The sequence below is a fragment of the Sphingobacterium sp. Ag1 genome (assembly GCF_000988325.1).
In the GTDB taxonomy this organism is placed as follows: domain Bacteria; phylum Bacteroidota; class Bacteroidia; order Sphingobacteriales; family Sphingobacteriaceae; genus Sphingobacterium.
On sequence record NZ_LBGU01000044.1, the window covers coordinates 255,887 to 280,182 of the forward strand.

22 protein-coding genes, 1 tRNA gene and 1 riboswitch are annotated in these 24,296 nt (G+C 40.1%); of the genes, 10 read left to right on the top strand and 13 right to left on the bottom strand.

Annotated elements, in window-relative coordinates:
• Complete coding sequence (locus AAW12_RS21855) at positions 1-708, top strand: HAD family hydrolase (protein WP_046675794.1); 708 nt, start codon at positions 1-3, stop codon at positions 706-708.
• On the opposite strand, the gene AAW12_RS25810 is transcribed toward AAW12_RS21855, so the two are convergent.
• The 7 genes from AAW12_RS25810 to AAW12_RS21890 all read right to left on the bottom strand — a co-directional run bounded on the left by AAW12_RS25810 (position 691) and on the right by AAW12_RS21890 (position 7,450).
• Positions 691-1,581, bottom strand: a complete 891-nt coding sequence (locus AAW12_RS25810) for a helix-turn-helix domain-containing protein (protein ID WP_053003926.1) — start codon at positions 1,579-1,581, stop codon at positions 691-693. The two genes, AAW12_RS21855 and AAW12_RS25810, sit on opposite strands and share 18 nt — an antisense overlap.
• A gap of 2 nt (positions 1,582-1,583) precedes the next feature.
• Positions 1,584-2,264 (bottom strand): M15 family metallopeptidase, encoded by a 681-nt coding sequence (locus AAW12_RS21865; RefSeq protein WP_046675795.1) that lies wholly within the window; start codon positions 2,262-2,264, stop codon positions 1,584-1,586.
• Positions 2,265-2,388: 124 nt separating this feature from the next.
• Complete coding sequence (gene ppk1, locus AAW12_RS21870; protein ID WP_046675796.1) at positions 2,389-4,458, bottom strand: polyphosphate kinase 1; 2,070 nt, start codon at positions 4,456-4,458, stop codon at positions 2,389-2,391.
• 247 nt (positions 4,459-4,705) lie between these two features.
• A complete protein-coding gene (locus AAW12_RS21875; protein ID WP_046675797.1) occupies positions 4,706-5,083 on the bottom strand; it encodes a hypothetical protein in 378 nt (125 codons plus the stop codon).
• Positions 5,084-5,093: 10 nt separating this feature from the next.
• Positions 5,094-5,672, bottom strand: a complete 579-nt coding sequence (locus AAW12_RS21880) for a DJ-1/PfpI family protein (RefSeq protein ID WP_046675798.1) — start codon at positions 5,670-5,672, stop codon at positions 5,094-5,096.
• Between the two features lie 78 nt (positions 5,673-5,750).
• On the bottom strand, positions 5,751-6,314 hold the full coding sequence (locus tag AAW12_RS21885; RefSeq protein ID WP_046675799.1) for an NADPH-dependent FMN reductase: 564 nt from the start codon (positions 6,312-6,314) through the stop codon (positions 5,751-5,753).
• A gap of 188 nt (positions 6,315-6,502) precedes the next feature.
• The gene (locus AAW12_RS21890) at positions 6,503-7,450 is read right to left on the bottom strand and encodes a 1-aminocyclopropane-1-carboxylate deaminase/D-cysteine desulfhydrase (protein WP_053003927.1); all 948 of its coding nucleotides are present in this window, start codon (positions 7,448-7,450) and stop codon (positions 6,503-6,505) included.
• 18 nt (positions 7,451-7,468) lie between these two features.
• On the opposite strand from AAW12_RS21890, the gene AAW12_RS21895 reads away from it, so the two are divergent.
• Positions 7,469-8,515: an RluA family pseudouridine synthase gene (locus AAW12_RS21895; protein WP_046675800.1), complete on the top strand. Its 1,047-nt coding sequence runs from the start codon at positions 7,469-7,471 to the stop codon at positions 8,513-8,515.
• Positions 8,516-8,534: 19 nt separating this feature from the next.
• Complete coding sequence (locus AAW12_RS21900) at positions 8,535-9,401, top strand: aminotransferase class IV (RefSeq protein WP_046675801.1); 867 nt, start codon at positions 8,535-8,537, stop codon at positions 9,399-9,401.
• Positions 9,402-9,434: 33 nt separating this feature from the next.
• On the opposite strand, the gene AAW12_RS21905 is transcribed toward AAW12_RS21900, so the two are convergent.
• Positions 9,435-10,010 (bottom strand): NADPH-dependent FMN reductase, encoded by a 576-nt coding sequence (locus AAW12_RS21905; RefSeq protein WP_046675802.1) that lies wholly within the window; start codon positions 10,008-10,010, stop codon positions 9,435-9,437.
• Positions 10,011-10,219: 209 nt separating this feature from the next.
• On the opposite strand from AAW12_RS21905, the gene AAW12_RS21910 reads away from it, so the two are divergent.
• Together AAW12_RS21910 and AAW12_RS21915 are read left to right on the top strand one after the other, a co-directional pair.
• Complete coding sequence (locus AAW12_RS21910; RefSeq protein ID WP_046675803.1) at positions 10,220-10,783, top strand: hypothetical protein; 564 nt, start codon at positions 10,220-10,222, stop codon at positions 10,781-10,783.
• A 272-nt stretch (positions 10,784-11,055) separates the two neighbouring features.
• On the top strand, positions 11,056-11,982 hold the full coding sequence (locus AAW12_RS21915; protein WP_046675804.1) for a polysaccharide deacetylase family protein: 927 nt from the start codon (positions 11,056-11,058) through the stop codon (positions 11,980-11,982).
• Positions 11,983-12,067: 85 nt separating this feature from the next.
• Here AAW12_RS21915 and AAW12_RS21920 read toward each other — a convergent pair whose 3' ends face one another.
• The gene (locus AAW12_RS21920) at positions 12,068-12,649 is read right to left on the bottom strand and encodes a PhnA domain-containing protein (protein WP_046675805.1); all 582 of its coding nucleotides are present in this window, start codon (positions 12,647-12,649) and stop codon (positions 12,068-12,070) included.
• 278 nt (positions 12,650-12,927) lie between these two features.
• Between AAW12_RS21920 and AAW12_RS21925 the strand changes: the two genes are divergently transcribed.
• Positions 12,928-13,797, top strand: a complete 870-nt coding sequence (locus AAW12_RS21925; protein ID WP_046675806.1) for a neutral zinc metallopeptidase — start codon at positions 12,928-12,930, stop codon at positions 13,795-13,797.
• A gap of 149 nt (positions 13,798-13,946) precedes the next feature.
• Here AAW12_RS21925 and AAW12_RS21930 read toward each other — a convergent pair whose 3' ends face one another.
• The gene (locus tag AAW12_RS21930; RefSeq protein ID WP_046675807.1) at positions 13,947-14,927 is read right to left on the bottom strand and encodes an acyltransferase; all 981 of its coding nucleotides are present in this window, start codon (positions 14,925-14,927) and stop codon (positions 13,947-13,949) included.
• 272 nt (positions 14,928-15,199) lie between these two features.
• The gene (gene fabG, locus AAW12_RS21935) at positions 15,200-15,943 is read right to left on the bottom strand and encodes a 3-oxoacyl-[acyl-carrier-protein] reductase (protein WP_046675808.1); all 744 of its coding nucleotides are present in this window, start codon (positions 15,941-15,943) and stop codon (positions 15,200-15,202) included.
• 510 nt (positions 15,944-16,453) lie between these two features.
• On the opposite strand from fabG, the gene AAW12_RS21940 reads away from it, so the two are divergent.
• The 3 genes from AAW12_RS21940 to AAW12_RS21950 all read left to right on the top strand — a co-directional run bounded on the left by AAW12_RS21940 (position 16,454) and on the right by AAW12_RS21950 (position 19,851).
• On the top strand, positions 16,454-17,953 hold the full coding sequence (locus AAW12_RS21940) for a malate:quinone oxidoreductase (RefSeq protein ID WP_046675809.1): 1,500 nt from the start codon (positions 16,454-16,456) through the stop codon (positions 17,951-17,953).
• Between the two features lie 14 nt (positions 17,954-17,967).
• A riboswitch (TPP riboswitch) is annotated at positions 17,968-18,112 on the top strand.
• A 55-nt stretch (positions 18,113-18,167) separates the two neighbouring features.
• Positions 18,168-18,785 carry a nicotinamide riboside transporter PnuC gene (gene pnuC, locus AAW12_RS21945; protein WP_156167728.1) on the top strand — a complete coding sequence of 206 codons (618 nt, stop codon included), beginning with the start codon at positions 18,168-18,170 and terminating at the stop codon, positions 18,783-18,785.
• A complete protein-coding gene (locus AAW12_RS21950; RefSeq protein ID WP_046675810.1) occupies positions 18,772-19,851 on the top strand; it encodes a hypothetical protein in 1,080 nt (359 codons plus the stop codon). The genes pnuC and AAW12_RS21950 overlap by 14 nt, the downstream gene beginning before the upstream one ends.
• A 45-nt stretch (positions 19,852-19,896) precedes the next feature.
• On the opposite strand, the gene AAW12_RS21955 is transcribed toward AAW12_RS21950, so the two are convergent.
• Positions 19,897-19,968 (bottom strand) — tRNA-Arg (locus tag AAW12_RS21955).
• A gap of 277 nt (positions 19,969-20,245) precedes the next feature.
• Positions 20,246-21,148 carry a site-specific tyrosine recombinase XerD gene (xerD, locus tag AAW12_RS21960; RefSeq protein WP_046675811.1) on the bottom strand — a complete coding sequence of 301 codons (903 nt, stop codon included), beginning with the start codon at positions 21,146-21,148 and terminating at the stop codon, positions 20,246-20,248.
• Positions 21,149-21,392: 244 nt separating this feature from the next.
• On the opposite strand from xerD, the gene AAW12_RS21965 reads away from it, so the two are divergent.
• Positions 21,393-24,248 (top strand): M16 family metallopeptidase, encoded by a 2,856-nt coding sequence (locus AAW12_RS21965; RefSeq protein WP_046675812.1) that lies wholly within the window; start codon positions 21,393-21,395, stop codon positions 24,246-24,248.
• Positions 24,249-24,296 lie beyond the last annotated feature (48 nt).

The following is a 24,296-nucleotide window of genomic DNA, read 5'->3' on the forward strand; positions in this document are numbered from 1 at the left end:
ATGGATAAGTTTAATATTAAAGGGATTATTTTTGATTATGGTGGAACCTTAGACACCAATGGGGGCCACTGGGGAGCTGTTATTTGGTCGGGTTATGAAAAATATCAGGTTCCTGTAAATTTGAATGCTTTTCAGGAAGCCTATACCTACGCGGAACGGCAGATGGCCTTACAACCTATTATTAAACCGCAGTTTAATTTTTTGGAAGTTCTTCAGGCAAAGCTCAAGGTGCAATTTGATTATCTTATTGCAGCAGGGTATGACTTAGACCGATCATTAGCGCATAGAATAGCCTTTGACGGTTATTCACTGGCGAAGAATACGGTTGAACAGGTAAAACCACTGTTAAATTCACTCCATGAAAAATATCCGATTGTCATGGTCTCCAATTTTTATGGTAACTTAAAGTCGGTACTTGATGATTTTGGGATCCTATCTTATTTTCAGGATATTGTGGAGTCGGCTGTCGTCGGTGTGCGCAAACCTGATCCTGCCATCTATGCCTTAGGTGTAACTAAAATAGGACTTCCTGCACAAGAGGTATTGGTGGTGGGTGATTCCTATAGTAAAGATATGGTACCTGCCAAAGCGGTTGGCTGCCAAACCTTATGGTTGAAAGGGCAGACTTGGGGCGAGGATAAATTGCAGGATACTGGAGCTGCAGACCAGCAATTTACAAGCATCTTCGATTTAATCGACTTTGTTTAAGTAGAGATTCTGACGAAATTCTTTAGGCGAGATTCCAACATTTCGCTTAAAGAATTTACCAAAAAAAGATTGATCCGAGAAATGTAATTTCACCGCAATTTCTCCGATGGGAAGGCCCTGGCAAAGTAATGATTTTGCTTCCTCTACCAAGACGTTCTGAATAAGTTCTATTGCTGATTTTCCAGTTAGTTCCTTGGTAATCACCGATAGGTGTTTCGCTGTGATGCCTAGTTCCATCGCATAAAATTGCACCATGTGTTCTTTATGAAACGATTTTTTTAGTAGCAAATGAAAATTGGCCAGAATCTCTCTTTTCCGGGAGGGAATAGCGGGGGTATTTCGCATATTTTGGCTTCCTAGACGGGCTATTTCACAAAATAATATTTCCGTTAATGACTTTATAATCTGATGCTTGAAAAGATAGCTAGACTCTTGTCGATCGTAATGAATAAACTGTTTAAATAAGTTGGATAAGTTGGTCGAATCTTGGTTCGATAGCGACCAGATGTAACTGTCACTTAAGGCAAGCGACTTTTTGGTGACCTCAAAGAAATCTTCTTGAAAATCCAATTTGAAACTAAAATCCAGCGTAAAGAAAATCAAATACACCTCACAGTCCCAAGATTTGACGACTGAAGAGCCATTCACTCGGGAGGATGGATTGGTTAACAATAGGTGATTTTGAGCAACCTGTACCCGTTCATTATTAATCATGAACGAAGTTTCACCTTTTTTTATTAAACAGAGCGAATAGAGGTCACCTTTTGTTAAAATCTGCTGCTGCTCGGAACTAAATACAGGTTTCGATTTGTTGCCCTTAAAATGAAAGACATAAAAACCCTTGTTTTTGATGGGAGTTTCCTTTACAGACATGTTTATTTTACGATAAAATCAAAATAGGTTTTACGATAGGGTTCATCTTGCAAAGTGTAATGCCACCATTCCTTATCATAAGCTTTGAAGCCGAATTTGGCCATCGCTTCTTTTAAAATCTTTCGGTTTTCTTTCTGTTGGGCGGTCAGATGCGCATAGTGATGATGGGAGACTGCGCCGAAAAAATCAAAAGGTCCACCCATATCAATCTCTTTATGATCTTTTAAGCTAATGAGCGTTAGATCGACTGTACTGCCACGGCTGTGGCCTGATTTGGAGGCAATAAAGCCTAGATTGAACAAGTTCTTCTTATTGATAATCGGGTAGAATTCCCTTTTTGCGATGGTATCATTGGTGTTTAAGGACCATGTTTTAAAGTTGTCAACAGCACGTTGCGGACGGTAGGCATCGAATATTTTCAGGCCAAGACCTTTTTTATTTAAATGGTTCTCGACCTGTTGCAGTGCTAGCGCTGCGCGCTTCGTTAAAATAGCGACTGGTTTTTCATAACCTTGAATTGGCCTTCCCGTGAAGTTGTGGCTACCAAAATAACGCATTTCTAAACTTATTGTTGGAATAATGTCCTTGACGTATACAAAATCTGAAGGCATGGTCTTTTCCTGCGCACTGAGAGAAAGCGTGGAAAGGCTTAAGGCAAATATAAGACACAAGTTAAATTTCATGGAATGAAGATACAACTTGTGTCTTAATTAATATAATATAAAACGTTATTCTCGTTCGTAATGACAAGAATGATCTTGAATTCAGCTTATTGACCAATCTGCGCTCGTATTGATCAACAGCCCACTAATGATCCGCTAATTTTTTTCTCAGATAATTGTATATTTCAATCTGCGAACGGCACGGCGCCTTTTTATTCTCAACGTAATGATTGCTCAGTGAATTGTTGAGTATCCGTGCCTTGACATTATCATTGAGCTGGATCTGAAGCATTTCTTTTAAATCTTCCTTGATTTTTTTACTTGTTATTTTGACCGCTGCTTCGATGCGATGATCCAAGTTTCTTGTCATCCAATCTGCCGAGGAAATAAATAGCTGCTCTCGGCCAGCGTTGTAGAAATACATCACACGTGCATGTTCCAAATACTCATCGACGATTGAAATAGCATTCATTTGCAATTTAAAGGTTTTTTGATTTGTTGCACAGTAGATTCCCCGGATGATAAGGTCTATTTTGACACCAGCTGTTGCGGCATCATAGAGCTTTTTAATCATTTCTTTATCGCTCAGTGAGTTTACCTTGACAATAATATATGCTTTTCGACCAGCCTTGGCTTCGGTAATCTCCTGATCGATGTAGTGTAGAAGTTCCCTGCGCATATCCGTTGGGCATATCAACAGACTTTTGCAATTTTTGATAATTTCAGCCGGATTTGACTTAGGACGTCTCAGGTAATTGAAAACCTTATTTATATCGGCAATAACATCCCTATTACTCGTTAACAGGCAGTAATCTCCGTATAATTTAGCCGTTTTTTCGTTGATATTTCCTGTGCTGACAAAACCATACTGGATCGTTTTCATCCCAATACGTTTTTTGATGACGCATAGTTTTGCATGAACCTTTTTATTTGGAATACCGGTCAATACCTTGATGCCTTCCAGTTCAAGTTTCTCTTTCCAGTCCAAATTGTTTTCTTCATCAAATCTTGCCCGAAGTTCAAGCATCACGGTGACTTCCTTTCCATTGCGGGCCGCGTTAATCAGGGCATTTGCAATTTTTGAATTCGAGGCTAACCGGTATGCTGTAATCTGGATGGTTTTCACATCTGGATCCATCGCTGCTTCACGAAGTAAATCAATGATCGGTCTAAACTCATGATAGGGGAAGGAGAGCAGCACATCTTTTTTCAATACGGTATCCGTTACACGTTCGTAGTTCTTGAAATAGGGGTGTGGAAAGGATGTTCGTTCCAAGGGCTGATTGTACGATTTAAACACATTGGGAAAATCCATGAAGTGTTTGAAGTTGTGTATTTTTTGTCCTGGAATGATGCTGTCTTTTTTTGAAAGGTTAAGTTTCTTGATCAGGAATTCTACCAATTTATGGTCCATCTCTTGATCAAAAATAAATCGGGTAGGTTTACCTTTTCTTCTGTTTTTTACCCCTTTGCTTATCTTTTCGACCAGCGTCGTGTTGATGTCATTGTCAATGTCAAATTCGGCGTCTTTTGTGACTTTAAATACATGTGCATTGAATACATCAAAACCGAAATAGGAGAATATCAGAGGAAGATTAAACTTGATAACATCCTCCAAAAGTATGATGTGTTTTTCATCTTTTGGCGATGGCAACTGGACGAAGCGTCCATTTTGACTGGTCGGGATTTCGATGAGTGCAAATTTGGTTTCGTACTGCCATTCCTGTTTTCCCATCGCAATACCCAAATAAAGGCTTTTATCCCGAATATAGGGCATAGGCCGCACATCGTCCAATATCAGGGGAATGACGTTCGATTCTACGTCATCCTGATAATAGTCACTCACAAACTTCTGTTGTTCGGGGTTGAGTTCCTCACTGGTCTTAATATAGACATTTTGTTTGGCCATATCTTTTTGGATACGATTCCAGGTACTGTCAAATTTCTTTTGCTGCTTGATGACCCGGATATTGAGCTCTTCTAGGATAAGCTGAGGATCTTCATAGAAGGATTGATTGGCACTTTTATCTTTGAGGTCTATAGCCCGTTTTAGACCTGCAACACGCACGCGGAAAAATTCATCGAGGTTATTGGAAAATATACCTAAAAATTTGATTCTTAAGGGTAAAGGGACAGTCTCATCCGCAGCTTCCTGAAGTACTCTGCCATTAAAGCTCAACCAACTAACGTCTCTAGGAATAAATTTTTTCGCCATAGCTAAATATACGTAAATTTAAAAAGCAAAACTATAGCTCTGCAGGGGATAATCGAACTTTTTTGTGTTAAAGAATTATTAAGTTATTTTTTGTTGATGTGTCTTGACCGTCGTTTTAAATGGGTAGTTTGCCCATTGCTCTTCCTTCCTGAGATAGACCGCTATAAGGTCGTGCGCTGCATGGTAAAAAAAATCCCCCAAAGGTCTATTCAGCCTTTGAGGGATACGTCATTATGTTTGGCTTCGTCTACTTCTTCTTTCCGTACTTTTTGGAAATTTGAATAGCTTTGTATTTCGTCGTGTCAAAATGTGGTGTGTCAATTGACAAGCTTGTTGGATAAGGTGCACTTCGATCGAAGAAATATACGGTTGTTGTACTTCCGTAATCATTAACTGGCATCAAGTCAAGACAGCCTGTATAATCTGCGTTCAACAGGTCACCTACTGTAACGGCATAGATGCGTATGATACCGCCTTTATTTTGTTCATTTCTGACGAAAGCGACTTCCTTAAAACCTCCCGGTAAATCTTCAATACTTTTCTGATTGAAGCTATCTTTTAAAATAAAACCCAGCAGCACTAAAATCGGTATGACCAAAAGCCATAACCTTTTATTCTTCTTCATTAAAAAACACTTAAATTGTAATAGTAATACCTAATAACTTATAAAACTCTTTTAAAATTGCCTGATGTCCTGGCCAAGCAGGAGAGGTGACCAAATTTCCGTCTACGACCGCTTGATCTGCAGGGATATTTCTCCATGTGCCGCCCGCTAGTTCGATGTCGGGACCTACAGCAACATAGGCTGTCAATGTACGACCTGCGAGTACTTTTGCAGCTGTTAACACCTGGATACCATGACATATAGCTGCCACAGGTTTGTTGTGCTCAAAGAAGTGTTTCGTAATCTCCAAAACACGATTGTTGAGTCGGATATATTCCGCCGATCGCCCGCCAGCAATATATAGTCCGTCATAATCTTCGACATTTACCTGGTCGAAATCTTTATTGATTGCGAAATTATGCCCGCGCAATTCTTTATAGGTCTGATCACCAGTGAAATCATGTACTGCTGTGGGAACTACATCTCCGCTTTTGCGGTCTGGAGCAATTGCATCTACCGTTATTCCTATAGAACCCATTGCCTGAAATGGAACCATTGCTTCGTAGTCTTCTACAAAGTCTCCTACAAGTAGTAATATTTTTTTTGCCATATCAAAAAACCTCTTTTAATAGGTTTTCAATTTACATATTAAAAGAGGTTTTTACAATGATTATTTGTTAATCTTTTGTTAACCCTGAACGGATAATTTTTCGGCGAGTGCACGTTTTGTTTTACGTACTTTAGCTTCTAATTGACTTCTTAAAGTCGGGTCGATAATACCTTTACCTTCTTCAAAGTTTTTGTGGAATTCAGGAAGAGAAAAGGAATCTAATATATCGGCACCGTCCCAAGTGATTCGATTGACAGCGGTGTTCAATACTGTGGCTCCTCCCATTGGACCAGGTGCAGTAGCCAATAAGAAAACAGGTTTGCCATTGAATAATTTACGGTTAGGGATCCGTGAAACCCAGTCAACGATATTTTTGTAAGCTGTGGTATAGGATCCATTGTGTTCTGCCAAAGAAATCAACAGGAAATCTGCGGCATCCATTTTAGCTGCAAAGTCATGTGCCAATTGAGGAATGCCCAACTCGACTTCTTTGTCGTAAGAATAGATCGGCATTTCAAAATGGTTTAAGTCCAGCAATTCGATGGTATCGTCGGCTTCTTTGTAGTATTTTGAAGTACTTGTGACGAACGTTTTGTTGATTGAGTTTTTGTTGCTTGTGCCTGCAAATGCTAATATTTTCATCTTTATATCATTAATTTATGAGGTGCTGCATAGGATTAAAAATACCCAATACTGGCCTCGCTGTTACCTTTGGAAAATCATGATTTTCGCATGTTTTCGATTTGATTTATGTTAAAATCTGCTCAAACTTACAATATAATTGCTGAACAAATGTCAATCAAATGTCTCTGTGGGGTGTTCTGCTTTATTTATTGATGTAGATCAAGAAAATTAAAACGTTCGTACATGCCAAGTAGGCCTGTAAGTCCGCCGGTATGTATTACGAGCACCTGATCCGCGGGGGTAAAGTAGTCCTTTTTGATCAGGTCATCCACGGCATAGAGCAATTTGCCCGTATAAGTAGGTTCAATCATTATTCCTGTGGATGCTATAAAATGTTGAACGAAGGCAAGCAAGTCGGCATTGGATTTTGCATAACCGCCAAAATGATAATCAAGGTGTAAAATAGGCGGGGGGATGTTGGGGTAAAGTTGATCGACTTCCGTTTGAATAAAGCCACCATTTTTTAAAACAGGAACGCCATGTACATGGGTAAATAGATCCCGTTTTTCGACAGCATTGCCTATCCCCGCTAATGTTGTTCCTGTACCACAGGCTGTAAAAATATGCTGATATTCATGTTGGAGTTCGTCAACGATTTCGGCGCAACCTTTCGCTCCGAGCATACCGTAACCGCCTTCATGTATATAGAATGTCGTTGGATCCTGACCAAAATAACGCTCGTATAAATTTTCTTTATTTCGGTAAGATTCGCGGTCGACGTAAATAAGCTGCATCCCAAAAAGGCGACACATCGTTAAAACAGGGTTGTTAACCCCTTCTTCACCTCTAACAAAAGCAGTTGTTTTAAATTTGAAGGTAGCGCCGGCGCAAGCAGTAGCCAAAAGATGGTTGCTCCATGCCCCGCCAAAAGTAACCAGATGGCTTTTCCCTAGCTGCACTGCTTCTTCCAGATTATATTTTAATTTTCGCCACTTATTGCCCGAAATAAATGGATGTATGAGGTCATCCCGCTTAAGCGTTACTTTAATATGCTTCTTCTCCCAGGCCGGAAGGCACAACTCAGTTTCGGGGCTATGGATTTTGAACGGCAACATAACATTAAATGAAAACAAATTTAACGAAAATTGTTTCATTTGGTTTATTTTTGTAGTATGACAGAACAAATTGGATCGCAAGATCAGGAAGAACAGGAATTATTTGAGCATCTACGTATTGAGGTGGATAAGGGACAGGCATTACTCCGCATTGATAAATATCTGATGAACAGGGTGGAAAATGCCACGCGGAGCAAAATTCAACATGCTATTGAAGCAGGTTCTGTCATGGTTAACGGTAAGGAGATCAAGGCAAGCTATAAGGTTAGACCTGATGATGTGATCACATTGGTGCTACCTGATCCGCCGCGGGATAACGAAGTTTACCCAGAAAACATTCCATTGGATATCAAATACGAGGATGACGACGTGCTGATCGTGAATAAAGAGGCGGGAATGGTCGTGCATCCAGGATATAATAATTATACAGGAACCTTGGTCAATGCATTAACGTATCATATTCAGCAGCTGCCACAGCTACCTGGAAACTCCGATCGCCCGGGTTTAGTGCATCGAATCGATAAAGACACCTCCGGACTATTGGTCATTGCTAAAAATGAAAAATCAATGGCTTTTTTGGCAAAGCAGTTTTTCGATCACAGCATTACCCGTAAATATATTGCATTAGTGTGGGGAGATTTAAAAGAGGACGGAACAATCACAGGCTATATTGGACGTCATCTAAAAGACAGACGTATCATGGCGATGTATGATAGTGAAGACAAGGGTCGTTGGTCAGTAACACATTACCGCGTTTTGGAGCGACTGGGCTATGTTACCCTAATAGAATGTCAATTAGAAACAGGGCGTACACATCAAATTCGTACGCATATGCAATCTATTGGTCATCCGCTATTCAATGATGCCATGTATGGCGGCGATAAGATTTTAAAAGGTACCGTGTTTTCAAAGTACAAGCAGTTTGTGGATAACTGTTTTTCATTGCTGCCGCGACAAGCACTTCATGCGCAAGTATTGGGATTTATTCATCCTTCTACAAAAGAAAATATGTATTTTGAGGTACCATATCCGGAAGATTTTCGTTTAGCTTTAGAAAAGTGGCGCGGATATGCGGCAAATTCAATGGCTATAGAACATGATTAAAATTTAGAACAAAATTAAGATGCCAACAAACTATATCAATTTCAATGGCAATGTAGTGCCGGAAGATCAGGAAATATTTAGCATTGAGAATAGAGGTTTTCGTTATGGGGACGGACTGTTTGAAACGATGTTGTATAAGGATGGTGATATCCGCTTTCTAAATTTTCATGTCGAGCGTTTACAAAAAGGAATGGAGTTGATTCATTTGGATGATGCAAACCTTTTCGATGCATTTTTTATTCGTTCGAGATCCGAAGAATTAATCCGTAAAAACAATATGTTGGGGCAGCAGGTTCGTATCCGGTTGATCGTGTTTAGATCTGGCGGCGGATTGTATAGTCCGACGAGCAATAAACCTGGTTTTGTTTTGCAGGTGCAACGCATAGAACCAAATCTTCGCGATAAGAAGGTCGGTTTGATTGTAGGGCTGTACAATGAATTCAAAAAACCCTATAGTGACCTTTCAAAGATTAAATCTTTAAATGCACAGATTTATGTGTTAGCTGGCATCTATAAAAAGAAAATGGCTTTTGATGATGTGTTGATTCTAAATCAGGAGGGTTACCTATGTGAATCCTTAATTTCAAATATCTTTGTCTATTATGAAAAGGTGCTTTATACACCAGCATTATCCGAAGGATGTATTGAAGGGGTGATGCGTCGGGTAGTCATGGACATGGCACAGGATGAAGGTATAGAAGTGGTGGAAGCACAGATAAGCCCCGAAATCATGAAACGGGCAGATGAGATTTTCTGTACCAATGCTGTACAGGGGGTACAATGGGTAATGGGCTATAAGCAAAAGCGCTATTTCAATAAGATATCGCGGATCTTACAGGAAAAATTACAGCATTGGAACTATGACCTCAGTGATGAACAAGACTAGTTTAATTTGATCATTCATACAAAAGGGCAGAACTTAATTCTGCCTTTTTGTATGAATGATTCGCTCAGCCCATTGCTCAAATGCTGTTTTAAAGCTGCGGAGAAAATCTTTGGTTTTTGCTAATTCCACTGTTCCATTTGGACCGATACAGCTGCCAATATCGCCCAGATAAGCTTCAGGTTGCTGCATCGTTGGGATATTGACAAAGACAAGTGATTGGCGCAAATGATGGTTGGCCCCAAAGCCCCCATAAACTCCCGTTGATGAGGAAATTATTGCGCCAGGTTTACCATCCCATGTATTTTTTCCATAGGGTCTCGAACCCACGTCAATCGCATTCTTTAATACCGCTGGAATCGAACGGTTATATTCTGCGGTAACAAAAAGCACAGCATCCAAGGACGCGACCTCTTGACGGAAACGGGTATAGCTAGCCGGTGGGTTACCAGCATCGTCAAAATCCTGATTATATAAGGGGAGATCGCCGATATCAATCATGCGATAGCTAAATTTCGATTCCTCCTGGTCGAGAATAAACTGTGCGATCTTTTTATTGAAAGATTCCTTTCTTAAACTGCCGACAAATATGCCTACGTTATATATACTCATGGTAATTATTCATTAAAGTCCTATCAATCTGAACAACGGATCCTTCAAAAAGGTTTGGGGTATTTTGTGAATTACACTATTTTCAACCTGTTCAAAATGAGGTTTTTATTGTTGTGTTAACAAAAATTAACATTTGAACATTAATCTTTTGCATACTGTTTGTTGTCGTATTGTAAAGAAGAAATTACAAACTAAGGGAGGAGCTACTTATGAAAAAATTGTTTTATGCGGCGGCGATCATTGCAGGCCTTTTTACGGCGGGAGCTGCACAGGCGCAAGTGAGTATCAGTGTCAATATTGGAAGTCAGCCTAGTTGGGGACCAGCGGGTTATGATTACGCGCGTTATTATTATATGCCAGAATACAATATGTATTACGATGTACCCGCGAGATGTTACGTTTATTATGATAACGGCGGCTGGATAAGAAGAGCAAGTTTACCGAGACGATATAGACATTACGATTTTTATCGGGTGCACAAAGTAGTAATCAACGATCGCACACCTTGGCATCATCACGATCGCTACAGAAGCCGTTATGGCGGTTATCGGGGAAGACAGGTCGCCATTCGAGACAGTCATCATGGTGGTGGATATTCATTTGCAAGCGAGCGTCGGGTAAGCCGCGAACATTCATGGGGTGAGCGTCGGGGATACGATAGAGGAAACGACCGCGTTTATGGACGAGGTCGCGAAGGTGGTCACGGGCGTGGCAATGATCAGGGACATGGACACGGGCGAGGTAACGGTCATGGCGGAAGACATCGGGATTAATTGAGTAGCTAAATAACAGAATAAAAAAGGGATCTATATCAACATAGGTTCCTTTTTTTTCTAGCCAGAAATAACACGTGAATCTGCTTCTTTTCTTTTGGGCGCTTGTGAAATCAGAGAGCTTTTGTGTATATGCACAATAAATTAAATAACATAACAGCTTGATTAATGAAAAATATATTAATTTTGCGCTACACGGGACTGAGCTCAGCTTATTTTAGGTGATTTTGAGTCTTCGGGAAACAATTGTAATGTGTAAGTTAATTTTTGTAATGAGAAAAGTGGTTAATTCGAGTGTTGTATGGGTAGGGTTAAGTATATCTATTTTGGGATTTTACTCCTGCAATCAAAGTGGGACAAATAAGGTGCAAAATGTGGGGGCTGTTGACTCTATGCCTCCAAAAAAGGATAGCTTGCTGGCTGTGCAGGATTCGATAAGTAAAGTAGATTCCCTACGGAAAGACACCATTACAAAAATGGAAGAAGATGTGGACTACAAAGGAGCTAAAGATACAACGGTATTGTTGACTGATACTGTTTCTCCACGTTACATTTATCTCACTTTTGACGATGGACCCTTAAATGGAAGTCAGCACCTTGATTCCATTGCGACAGCAAAAGGCATTAAAATCAATGCTTTTCTGATTGGCAATCATGACAAAATGAGTAAGAAGTTACACGGCTTTACGGAACGTTATAAAAATAATCCGTTAGTGGATTGTTACAACCACAGTTACTGGCATGCACATAATAAGTACAGTACGTTCTATTCGAATGCGCAGACGGCCTTTGAAGATTTTGAACTTGCTGAGCAATCGCTGGGCCTAACACATAAGATAGTGCGGCTGCCTGGACGAAATATCTGGTATATCGGAGACCGCAAAAAGGTTGATCTGAAAAGTGGGGCTTCGACGGCCGAATTACTACACCAAAATGGTTATAAAGTAATTGGTTGGGATTGTGAGTGGAAGATTAATGGTGTTACGGGGAAACCGGACCTATCGGTGAATCAATTGTATACCCAAATGAAGAATTTACTCCGCAAAGGTACGTCTTATACAAAGAACAATGTTGTGCTATTGACACATGATAATATGTATCAAACGAAAAAAGGGCAGCGGCTATTATCGGACTTGATCGATAGTCTCAAACAACATCCAAACTATCGTTTCGAATTTGTGCGGAATTATCCGCAATAGTGGCAACTAGTATCTATTTAAATAATTAAGGCTTAAACAGGAGTTCCCCAGTTTAAGCCTTAATTATTTAGACGAAAAGTCTATTTTAATTTTGTTTACGGAGATATTTGGTCAGTATCACGATTGTTTGGCCTTCAATCTTTCCCTCAATTTGCTCGATATTGTCTGCTACCAGTCTAATATTCTTAACCACGGTACCTAAAGTCGCTTTTAAAGAGGAGCCTTTCACGTCAAGCGTTTTTGTCAGAACAACAGTATCACCCTCTAAAAGTCGTTGCCCGATGCTATCTTCATGAAAAGAAACATAGCCATCATTTTCATGATCTCCAGTTTTCTTAGCTTCAGCTAGTGTCTCATCGTCTAAATATAGAATATCCAATGCTTCAGACGCCCAACCTTCATTTTTTAGTCGGTTTAACATACGCCAGCATACAATTTGTACCGATGGGTTCTCGGACCACATTGCATTTGGAAGGAATTTCCAATCGTCCGGATTTAATTGCTCCGTTTTGTTGAGCTGATTGACCAATGTTTCTGAAATCAGTAAAGTATTGTCCAAATTTGATGTTATTTCCGGTGGTAATGTATAAGCAATTAAAGTGGCATCTTCGCCTGTCAGCTCACATTTTCCGCCAGCTCTCGCTTGTAATTGTTCTTCTAATTTCATGTCAGTTTTTTTGAAAGCCCAAACTTAGCCAAATTTGTTTTGATGTACAATGACGAATATCACGACTGAGGGAATAACTCCTGTTTTTGTCCCTTTAAAGCGTTGTTTTTGCTAATGACTATCTTTTCTTACCGGTAAATTTATGATATGAGCGAGCTATGATGTAAATTGTAGCGTGAGTTTTTTATTCAAATAAATCAACTTCATGTAGAACATTGGTACCGAATTTGTGTTTAACCAACATTAGAAAAGATTATTAACTGTAATATAGAAATACTATGAAATGGCAAGGAGGTAAACAAAGTGGTAATTTTGAAGACCGCAGAGGAATGTCGGGGGGGGGAAAAATTGCTTTAGGAGGAATTGGTGGAATTATTGTTTTGGTCATTGGATTTTTGATGGGTGGAGATCCGATGCAACTCTTACAGCAAGCTCAAAATATGGGGGCGCAGACAGAACAGTCGGGGCAACCACGTGAATTGAATCCTGAAGAAAAAAGGCTAACCGAATTCTCCTTGACTGTACTCCAAAGTACAGAGGATGTTTGGACTAAGCTGTTTAAAGAGCAGATGCAGAAGAGTTATACGCCTACTACCCTTGTTTTTTATGATGGTGGTACACAAACGGATGGTTGTGGCATGGGACAGGCCTCTTACGGGCCTTTTTATTGTCCTGGCGATCAAAAGATTTATCTGGATCTGAGCTTTAGTAAAGAACTGTCGGATAAATTTGGGGCAAAGGGAGAGTTCGCCATGGCGTATGTAATTGCCCATGAGGTTGGACACCATATCCAACAGTTGGTGGGTTTATTACCAAAGACCAATCAGGCCCGTGGGCAAATGAGTGAACGTGAAAATAATCGGATCTCTGTGATGACCGAACTACAAGCCGATTTTTATGCCGGAGTATGGGCGCATTATCTCAATGAATATACCGATATAAAAATCGATTACAATGACATTATGGACGGTATGAAAGCCGCCGAAGCAGTGGGAGATGATAAATTACAGACAGAAGCACAGGGCTATGCTGTTCCTGAATCATTTACGCATGGTACGTCCGCTCAACGTATGGAATGGTTTAAAAAGGGATATGATTCGGGGGATATGCGATCGGGCAATACCTTTGAAGATCCGAGCCTGAAATAAAGATCATATTTCGAATGAAAAAACACCTGTTCACACATCATGAACAGGTGTTTTAATTTAATTGCCCTATGTGTTTCACCACCTACGCTTTCATTTATTTGGGAATATAAAGAATCATCACAAAACCCGTGCTGAATCATGTTGGATCATTATTGAACCAACAAATTACATCCCCTGATATCACTTTGGTCAAAACGTCCTAATATTTCAAAAGATCCATCCGGATATACTTTACCCAAATCCTGCGTGGCTATAAATGAACACGAGTAACGATTTGCAAGGTCGATAACGTTGATACCACCAGTTTTATTCATGGGAATTAGGCTCAATGGATCATTGGTGTCGCGAATCAAGATTTTCATCCATTTGGGAAAATGGAAAATTCCCTGACCTAAAGAATAACCTTGTGAGAGTAGTTCTGTCATGCCATATTCCGAATGGATTCCATGGACGGAAAAGGCTTCTTCCAGGAGTTTATGGATTTCCTGTTTGACCATTTCCTTGCGCTTACCTTTCATTCCGCCAGTTTCCATAATAATCAGTTCAGGAAATTCAAAAGCGTATTGTTCAATGAAGTCGAGTAGGGCATACGTTACGCCGAAAAGGATTGTTTTTGTGCCTTTATTTTTGAGCGCCACAAGTGTATCGTAAAGCTCTTGGTGGTTATAGAGAAAATAATTGCTTTCAGGTTGCTCACTTTGCTTCATGAGATCATCAATCATGTAGATTAAAGATGAACCACTTCTTTCGAGGTATGATGGTAGAAGGGCAAGTACGGCAATATTGCTTAGTGGACCATAGAAGTCTTCAAAAATACGACGGAAAGTGCGTTCGTAAATACGGAGGTCAGCGACTAAATGTTTTGAGGTGACCATACCCGTTGTACCCGAACTCGAGAATACGATTTCAGCCTCCATTCCTTCAGCAATAACCTGTTGCGTCTTAAAAAATTCAATAGGCATAAAAGGAATATCCGTGTAGTGCTGAATAAGGTCTTTTTCTCTGCCGAGGAGTTTGATATAGTCACGATAAACCTTACAATGCTGGCTTTGGAATCGGTAGGTATCTAAACAATGCTGATTAAAATCATCTTCGGTTTTAATTTCAAAAAAATCCTTCCAGTTCGCCATAGCATTTAAATTTGATCGACAAAATTAACGAAAATTTGTAAATATTGGAGGCGATCTATAGATTCCTTCTTATCAGAAGCCTATTGAAGATATTTGGTATTATTAACAATACGGGCATTTGGAGACAGAGAATTCTATAAACAGAAGGAGAAGTAGAGTGTCTTTGTCCAGTATAACCGGAATAGAGGGGATAGATTAGGATAGGTCGTGAAGTATAACTAGAGAACAGGCTAAGGTCAAGGTAAGAAAACTTGACCTTAGCCTGTTATATTTTATAACATACCACCATCAACAGGAAGAACCTGTCCGGTTACGTATGCCGATAAGTCAGATGCTAAATAAAGACATGCGTTGGCAACATCTTCTGGTTGGCCAGCACGTTTCAATGGAATTCCGGCTTCCCATCCTGCCACAACTTTAGGATCCAGTACATCTGTCATTTCGGTACGTATAAAGCCTGGAGCAACTACGTTTGCACGGATATTACGAGAACCTAATTCTTTAGCGACCGATTTTGTGAACCCAATGATACCAGCTTTTGATGCAGCATAATTTGCCTGACCAGCATTTCCCTGAACACCAACAACTGATGACATATTGATAAATGAACCCTTACGGTTTTTCATCATAATTTTCGAAGCAGCTTTTGTAACGTTAAAAACAGATTTTAAGTTGACATTTAATACATCATCCCAATTCTCTTCGGTCATACGCATTAATAAGCCGTCTTTTGTGATGCCGGCATTGTTGACAACGATATCCAATCCGCCAAAGTCAGCAACGATCGCGTTGATTAATTGTTCTGCTTCTTCAAATTTTGAAGCATCAGAGCGATACCCAATTACTTTGGTGCCGAACGCTTGAAGCTCCTGTTCAAGTGCCTGTCCTTTTTCGACAGAAGAAAGATACGTAAAAGCGACGTTAGCACCATGTTGTGCAAACACTTCTGCAATTTTCCTTCCGATTCCTTTTGATGCTCCTGTTACCAAAGCAATTTTTCCTTCAAGTATTTTCATCTGTATAAGTTATTTGTTCTTCCATTATTCACGCCAAGGCATTTATGGCCATTTTCCACGCGCTGTCTTTCGTTCACAGTCCTTTTGTTCTTGGAATTCAAGACGATATATGAACTCGTTTCCGTTTGGTTTATCTTGGTTATGCCACAGTGCCTGTGTTTTACCGATGCCGTCGTATGAGCGAATACATGATCTTTTTTTAGCTACTGTATACGCTATTGCCCGTCGATGTTCTGCAAAAATGTTAAAACTATATTATAACACAAAATCTTTCGATAAATAACGGGTTAAAATAGAAAAACATTGTGTGCTGACCTGGTGTTTATCTTGGAGTAGGGGAGTGTTTTTAATAAACAATTTTAGAATTTTACGGTAAGCGATCGCTCACTTAGGATTATTTTAATAAATCAATGGTATTTTTGAATAAGTGGTTCTAAAAAGTACAGTTTTTTGACAAAAGACTTGGACGTTTACCAAAAACTATATTAAATTTGCATCAATCACAAAAACATGAGCAAAAAATCAAATAAAGAAGTTGACGTTGTTCTAATCGGCGCCGGTATTATGAGTGCTACTTTGGGTACTCTAATCAATGAATTAAGCCCAGACATTAATATTGAAATTCTTGAGCGTTTGGATGTTGTGGCTGCTGAAAGTTCTGACGCATGGAATAATGCTGGCACGGGTCACTCTGCTTTATGCGAGTTGAATTATACCCCCGAACAGAAAGATGGTTCTGTCAAGATTGATAAAGCAGTGAAAATTGCCGAGCAATTTGAAGTGTCTAAGCAATTCTGGTCCTATCTTGTTGATAAAGGCATTATTGCACAACCTGAAAATTTTATCCGTAGCATTCCACACATGAGTGCGGTTTTTGGTGAAAAAGACGCTAAATTTCTAAAAACAAGATGGGAAACGTTGACGACCCAAAATTTGTTTAAGGGAATGGAGTATACGGAAGATACAACATTATTGAAATCATGGATTCCATTAATGATGGAAGGACGTGCGGCAGACGAAAAAATCGCTGCAACAAAAATGGATCTCGGTACGGATGTGAACTTTGGTTCATTGACGCGTGATTTGATCGCAAATCTTGAAAATAAAGAAAATATTTCGATTTCCTTAAACCACGAAGTAATTGACATCGATCGTGAAGACGATGGTCGTTGGGAAGTGGAAGTCAAAGATTTAAAGACAGGAAAGAAGAGAGAAATCAAAGCAAAATTTGTATTCATTGGTGCCGGTGGTCACTCCTTGTTATTGTTGGAAAAATCCGGCATACCAGAAGCAAAAGGTTATGGTGGATTCCCGGTGGGAGGCCAATGGCTACGTTGTGTGAATGAAGAGATCATTAATACACACCATGCGAAAGTATATGGTAAAGCTTCTGTCGGTGCGCCGCCAATGTCGGTACCGCACTTGGATACACGTTATATTGATGGCAAGCAAGCCTTATTGTTTGGACCTTATGCAGGCTTCTCAACGAAGTTCTTAAAACAGGGGTCTTACTTCGATTTACCGGCTTCTATCAAATTGTCTAATATCCGTCCGATGTTATCAGCCGGACTTGATAATTTACCTTTGACGAAGTATCTTATTACTGAAGTCATGAAGTCACCTAAAGATAAACTGGAGTCCTTAAAACAATTTATGCCTACAGCTAAATTGGAAGATTGGGTCATTGAAAAAGCAGGGCAACGTGTTCAGGTCATCAAAAAAGATGAAAAGAAAGGTGGAATTTTGGAATTCGGTACAGAGGTAGTGTCTAGTGCCGATGGTTCTATTGCTGCGCTATTAGGAGCGTCTCCTGGGGCTTCCACTTCTGTTGCTATTATGATCAGCCTGTTGAAGAAATGTTTTCCTGAACGTGCCAAATCAGATGAATACCGTAAAAAACTACGTGAGATGATTCCTTCGCATGGGAAATCATTGAACGACGATGCGCAACTTTGTAAAGAAACGCGTACGCGTACGCACAAAGCGTTGAAATTGATTGCTATAGAATAATCAATTCGACCGAAAATATACTTATGGGGTGCTTGGAATGACCGTGGTCATTCTCGGCTGAGATTATACCCAATAGAAGCGATTGTACCTCCTTGTACAATCGCTTTTATATACCTGATCCAGGTAATGCTGGCGTAGGGATTTAATTTCAATCAAAATAGCCGTTTCTCTCCCATAGGTTTATTATGAATGACACGAAATAATAAACAAGGCGATGACTTCTGAAACAATTCTCGAAGCTTTTATAAAACAGATTCAACAGGCCACCATTGCGGAATGGCTAGGGGTATCCTTTGGTGTTTTACAAGTTTGGTTTTCCCGGCAAAATAAATCCATCAATTACATTTTTGGGATTATTGGGATCTTAATTTCTGTATACGTATTATTCCATGCGAAACTATATGCCGAAATATTGCTACATCTCTATTATTTGATCATGAGCATCTATGGCTGGATCTATTGGAAATATAGTCGTGACGTAGCTACGCCCATAACACACTGTGAGCCGAAAGAATGGTGGATAGTCGGGGGAATTTGTGCCGCCGGTTTTCTCTTGTTTTATTTCGGATTGGTACACTTAACAGATTCTGATGTACCGCTTTGGGATTCTGCAGTTTCCTGTACAGCTTGGGCAGGGATGTGGTTATTGGCAAAGCGGAAGATAGAAAACTGGATATTGTTGAATATCAGTAATCTGATGGCAATTCCTTTACTGATCCATAAAGGGCTGTTTCTTTATTCGGGCTTGACGTTATTTTTATTTGTTATGGCATTTAGTGGGTATTTTAATTGGAGGAGAATAATACGTGAAGAAAGATATGCAATTCAATAGCGAAGATATCGCTATACTGAAAGATAATCAGGCAAAAGGAATTCAGCAGAAAACGTTGTCAGATGGACAATTGCAGCTGATTTACCGTCGGAAGTGGTTTAAGATTTGGGTTCCCCGTGCATTAGGTGGATTGGGGTTAAGTGTACCTGAAGGACTCAGTTTATTGGCTGAGCTGGCTTATTGGGATGGGGGATTAGCCTGGACAGTCACGTTATGTTCAGGAGCAAATCTCTTTGTCGGTTTTATTGATCCCCTTATAGGAAATCAAATTTTCGAAACGGATCGGGTTTGTTTCGGGGGTAGTGGACAGGCATCTGGTACTGCTACGCGTGAAGGGGACCACTATCGACTCCGTGGTTTCTGGAGATACGCTACCGGAGCACCGCATTTAACCCACTTCACATTAAATGCCGCAATTCAGGAGGCGGGAAAACCCGTATTGGATGAAAAGGGTGAACCACTGATCAAGTCATTTTTTGTCGATCGGGATCATGTACTGATTCACTATGATTGGGATACATTTGGATTGGAGGCTACGGCTTCGCATTCTTTTTCACTTGAAGACATTCTTGTCGATGGTAGGCAGTCTTTTGAGATTGATGCGGCAAAAAGTGCACGTGGCGAGCCGTTGTACCAATATCCCTTTATGCCTTTTGCAGAATTGACTTTATTGGCAAACTTTATGGGCATGCACAAACGCTTTCTGGATCTGGTTGAAAAACTGTTTGTAATGAAAAGCAATCAATCTAAATGGGAAAAGTCTGAAAGTAAGGCTGCGTTTAGGTTGCTGGATGACCTTCAGCAGGATTATGCCAATCGGAGGGAAGCCATCATGAATTTGGCCGCTCTTTCTTGGGAAAATCTTCACGATGGCAATGATAATGCCGCGATTTATGAACAGATAGGGATACAAAGCCGGGATTTTGTGGAATCTATTTTGACAAATACAATACGACTCTATCCACATACCGGAATTTCAGGGGCAGCCCTTGATCATGAAATCAATATCATCTTCCGGAATATTTTTACGGCTTCGCAACACAAGTTATTGCAAAAGAGCTTCTAAACAACAAAGACTATCCTAGGATAGTCTTTGTTGTTAAATAGGATGTGTTCCCGGCGGGGGTCGAACCCACATCGTCAGAACCGGAATCTGAAATTCTATCCATTGAACTACGGGAACGTCTCGCAAAGATATACTATTTTCTAGATCTTACAAACAATCTTTGTGATAAAATTATATCTTTTAGCAATCAATTTTTAAGGCATCTTATCGTCAGTATTTTAGCGTTTAGCTTTCGTCAATTCTCTATTTTTTTTACGTCAATGCTAATAGTTTCCATATATGCTTAGCATCGGGCGGGCCATGTGGAATGAGAGGTGGCTAGCACGATTGCCCCTGAATAAAGCAGTACAGTTCATTTGGACGACCGAGCTGGCAAAAGGTGATCGGACATTCATCACGACCGTGGATGATATTGCGTAATAACGGAATGAAGGTAGTCCCTATCGATGTGTGTGTATATTTCGGTCGTGGTAATACTTTCATGACCGAGCATATCCTGTACAGCTCTTAAGTCGGCACCACCTTCCACGAGATGTGACGCAAAGCTATGTCTAAAGGTATGTGGGCTGATGGTTTTTTGTAAACCGATTTTTAAGGCAAGTTCTTTGATGATCAAGAAGATCATGACCCGGGATAATGCGGCGCCTCTTCTATTGAGGAATACAATATCTTCATTTCCGGCCTTAATCTTGATATGAGGTCTGATTGTTTCTAAATAGATGCGAAGGTGTTTAATGGCGTGTTGACCAATTGGAATGAGGCGTTCTTTGCTTCCCTTACCCTCAACTTTGATAAATTCGACGTCTAAAAAAAGGTTTGATATTTTGAGTGTGACAAGTTCGGAAACACGGAGACCACATCCGTATAAGATTTCGATGATCGTTTTATTACGCTCACCCTCGGGTGAAGAGAGATCGATTGCCGCGATCAATTGGTCAATCTCATGTATGCTCAAAACGCTGGGCAGCTTGCGTGCCAAGCGTGGTGCCTGAAGAAGGTCTGTCGGATTGTTGACTAATTCATGCTCGATCATCAAAAAGTTAAAGAAAGTCTTCAGACCAGATATCAGCCGGGATTGTGTGAAGGGTGAAATATTAAACTCCTGCAACCAAGCCAAAAACTCCTGTATGTTCTTTCTCGTGACGGTATTTAAAACCAAATGATTGTCTTCGCAGTAGATCTGAAATTTGGATACGTCATTTAAGTAAGCATCAATTGAATTAACGCTTAAGCCTCTTTCGAACTTTAAGAATTGTTCGAATTCTTTTTTTATATCACTCCAGTTTTCAAAATCCATTTGCAACAAAATTACAATTAACTGTTGTTCTTTTCGAAAGTTATTCTGTATTTTTAAGTGGAATTTTTACAGATTATAAGTAATACAAAGAGACGTTCCCTTATAGCGGGTCCCGATTCCTCCTTGGATAATGAAAAAAGTATTAATCTGTATTTTACGATTTATCGGGACAATTGATCTCCTGTTCCGTTTACCCTAATATAAAACAATTAGCAAAAATAACTGAAAAAAGACATTTTTTTGTATGAAATTCATTAAACCACTCGCATTAGCTTTTCTATTACCGGCTACGTTCTATATAGCAGAAGCAAAAATGCCAACCACGTTAACTGCGGAAGCGCGCGCGATTCTATCCCAAGATAGTTTGGCCCTGAATCAAAAATTACCCTTCGACAATGAAGTCATCACAGGGAAACTGAAAAATGGATTTACATACTTTATTCGTAAAAATAGCGAGCCTAAAGGTCGTGTTACCATGTATCTGGGCATGAAGGCCGGCTCTATTCTGGAAAATGAAAAACAGCTCGGTCTGGCACATTTTTTAGAGCATATGAACTTCAATGGCCTGAAGCACTTTCCAAAGAATGAATTGGTTAACTACCTGCAGAAAGCGGGTGTTCGATTTGGATCGGACCTCAATGCCTATACCAGCTTTGACCAGACCGTTTATCAGCTACCCATTCCTTCTGACGATCCTGAACTTTTAAAAAATGGTTTGCAGGTAATGCGCGATTGGGCTCAGGACGCTTTGTTGGATGGTGAAGAAATTGATAAAGAACGGGGTGTTATTCTCGAAGAAAAACGAGGTGGAAGAGGAGTACAGCAGCGTTTACAGGATCAATACTTTCCGATGTTGCTCAATGGTTCCCTTTACTCCAAACGTTTGCCGATCGGAACGGAACAGATACTGAAAACATTTCCCTACACAGAAATACGCAAATTTCATGAAGACTGGTATCGCCCGGATTTACAGGCCCTGATCATCGTTGGAGATATTGATCCCAAGGAAATGGAAGAAAGGGTGAAAGTATTGTTTTCCGATATGAAAATGCCCAAAAAAGCGTTGGAGCGTAAAAAATATCGTGTCGATCTGTTAAACAAGAACCAGTTCTTGGCTATTTCAGATCCGGAACTGCCCTACACTGTTGCACAGATTTTGATCAAAAGCGAAAAAGAAAAGGTTTCCACGGTAGGAGATTACAGAAACGAGCTGTTGAAGAATGTGTTCAATCAGATGATCGCGGGTCGTTTTTCTGAATTGATGCAACAACCGAACCCTCCTTTTATGCAGGCAGGTGGAAGTATCAGCGATTTTGTTGCTAACCTTAATACTTTTTCATTGTTGGTAGTGCCTAAACCAGGCGAGTTGGAATCCGGATTTAAAGCGATGTTAACCGAATTTGAGCGCATTCAAAAATACGGTTTTACACAGACGGAGTTGGATCGGGCTATCGCCGATATGAAAAAGGGTAACGAGATGTCTTTTATCGAGCGTGATAAAAAGAAATCGGATAGCTATGTAAACCGTTATCTCAATTATTTTATTGATGATGAACCGGCTTTAAGTAATGAAAACGCTTATCGTTTGACTAAACAGTTGTTACCAACGTTGAAACTGTCGGAAGTGAATGGTTTGGTGAAAAAATATTATACCGATCTGAACCGCGATGTTTTAGTTATGGGGCCAGAAAAGGATAAGGCCAACTTACCCGCTGAGTCCACCGTGATGGGTTGGGTGAAGGCAGTGGAAGAGAGCCCCGTGACAGCATATGAAGATAAAGTTTCCAATCTTCCCTTGCTTTCAAAAGAGCCCGTAAAAGGCACTGTTGTATCGTCAAAAAGTATTGACGCCGTTCAAGCGAAAGAATTGACCTTAAGCAATGGTGTGAAAGTAATCCTAAAGCCTACGGACTTTAAAAATGATGAGATACAGATTATGGCGTATAGTCCGGGTGGAACATCAGGCTATAGTGATGCAGATTACTTCTCAGCCTCCAATGCATCTTCTTTAATTGATGCGAGCGGTGTTGGGCAAATGAACAACGTTGAGCTTACGAAGTATCTCTCAGGAAAAGATGTTTCGATCTCTCCGTATATCTCCGAACGTTATGAAGGTATTTCAGGTAGCACAGATAAAGAAGGCTTGAAGAATGCTTTTGAATTGATTTATGGTTATTTTACCGAGCCTCGATTGGATCAGGATATTTTCCAGAGTACCATGACCCGGGCAAAAGGATCTTTGGAAAATAGATTGAGCAATCCAAATAATGTATTCTCGGATAAAGTGAAAGAAGTGCTTTATGGCAACAATATCCGCCGGCAAAATCCAACGGTAGAAACGATCAATAAAATTGATCGGGAGCGTGCTTTGGCAATTTACAAAGAACGATTTGCTGATGCTTCGGATTTTGTATTCACAATCGTGGGGTCATTTGACGAGAATCAGATCAAGCCTTATTTAGAAACCTACCTGGCTTCGTTGCCGGCCCTTAAAAGAGGCGAGACCTATAAGGATTTAAATATCCTAGAGCCGAGCAAGGGCGAGCGCGTGGTTGTTCATAAGGGCAAAGAAGAAAAAGCAAGTACGCAATTGGCTTACTATGGGAATTATTCCTATAATGAAACTGAAAATGTCAATATGGAAGCCTTGGAGAGTGTCTTGACGATCAAATTATTGGAAAGACTCCGTGAAAAAGAAGGTGGAGTTTATGGTGTGGGCGCTCGGGCGAGTTTCAGTAAGCTGCCAAAAGCACGCTATGCTTTTTCCATTGGTTTTGGTTCGGCAGTAGATAAGGCTGATGCTTTAATCACTTCGGCCTTGGATGAAGTCAAGAAGATTCAGGAAAAAGGCCCTGAAAATGGAGATATCGAAAAGTTCCTAGCAGAACAACAGCGACAAAATGAGTTGAATCTTCGTGAAAATGGTTATTGGCTGAATTATATATCAAGTTCCTATCAGAATGATCTTGATCTCGCACGATATACACGTAGAATAGATAATTTGAAGAAGGTAACTTCGAAATCAGTACAGGATGTTGCTGGGAAATATTTGAAAAGAGATCGACTTTTTGAATTTATTTTGATGCCGGATTCTAAATAACAGGAGTCTTGGAAAATAGAAGGGTTGCCTGCGTAGTAGGCAACCCAA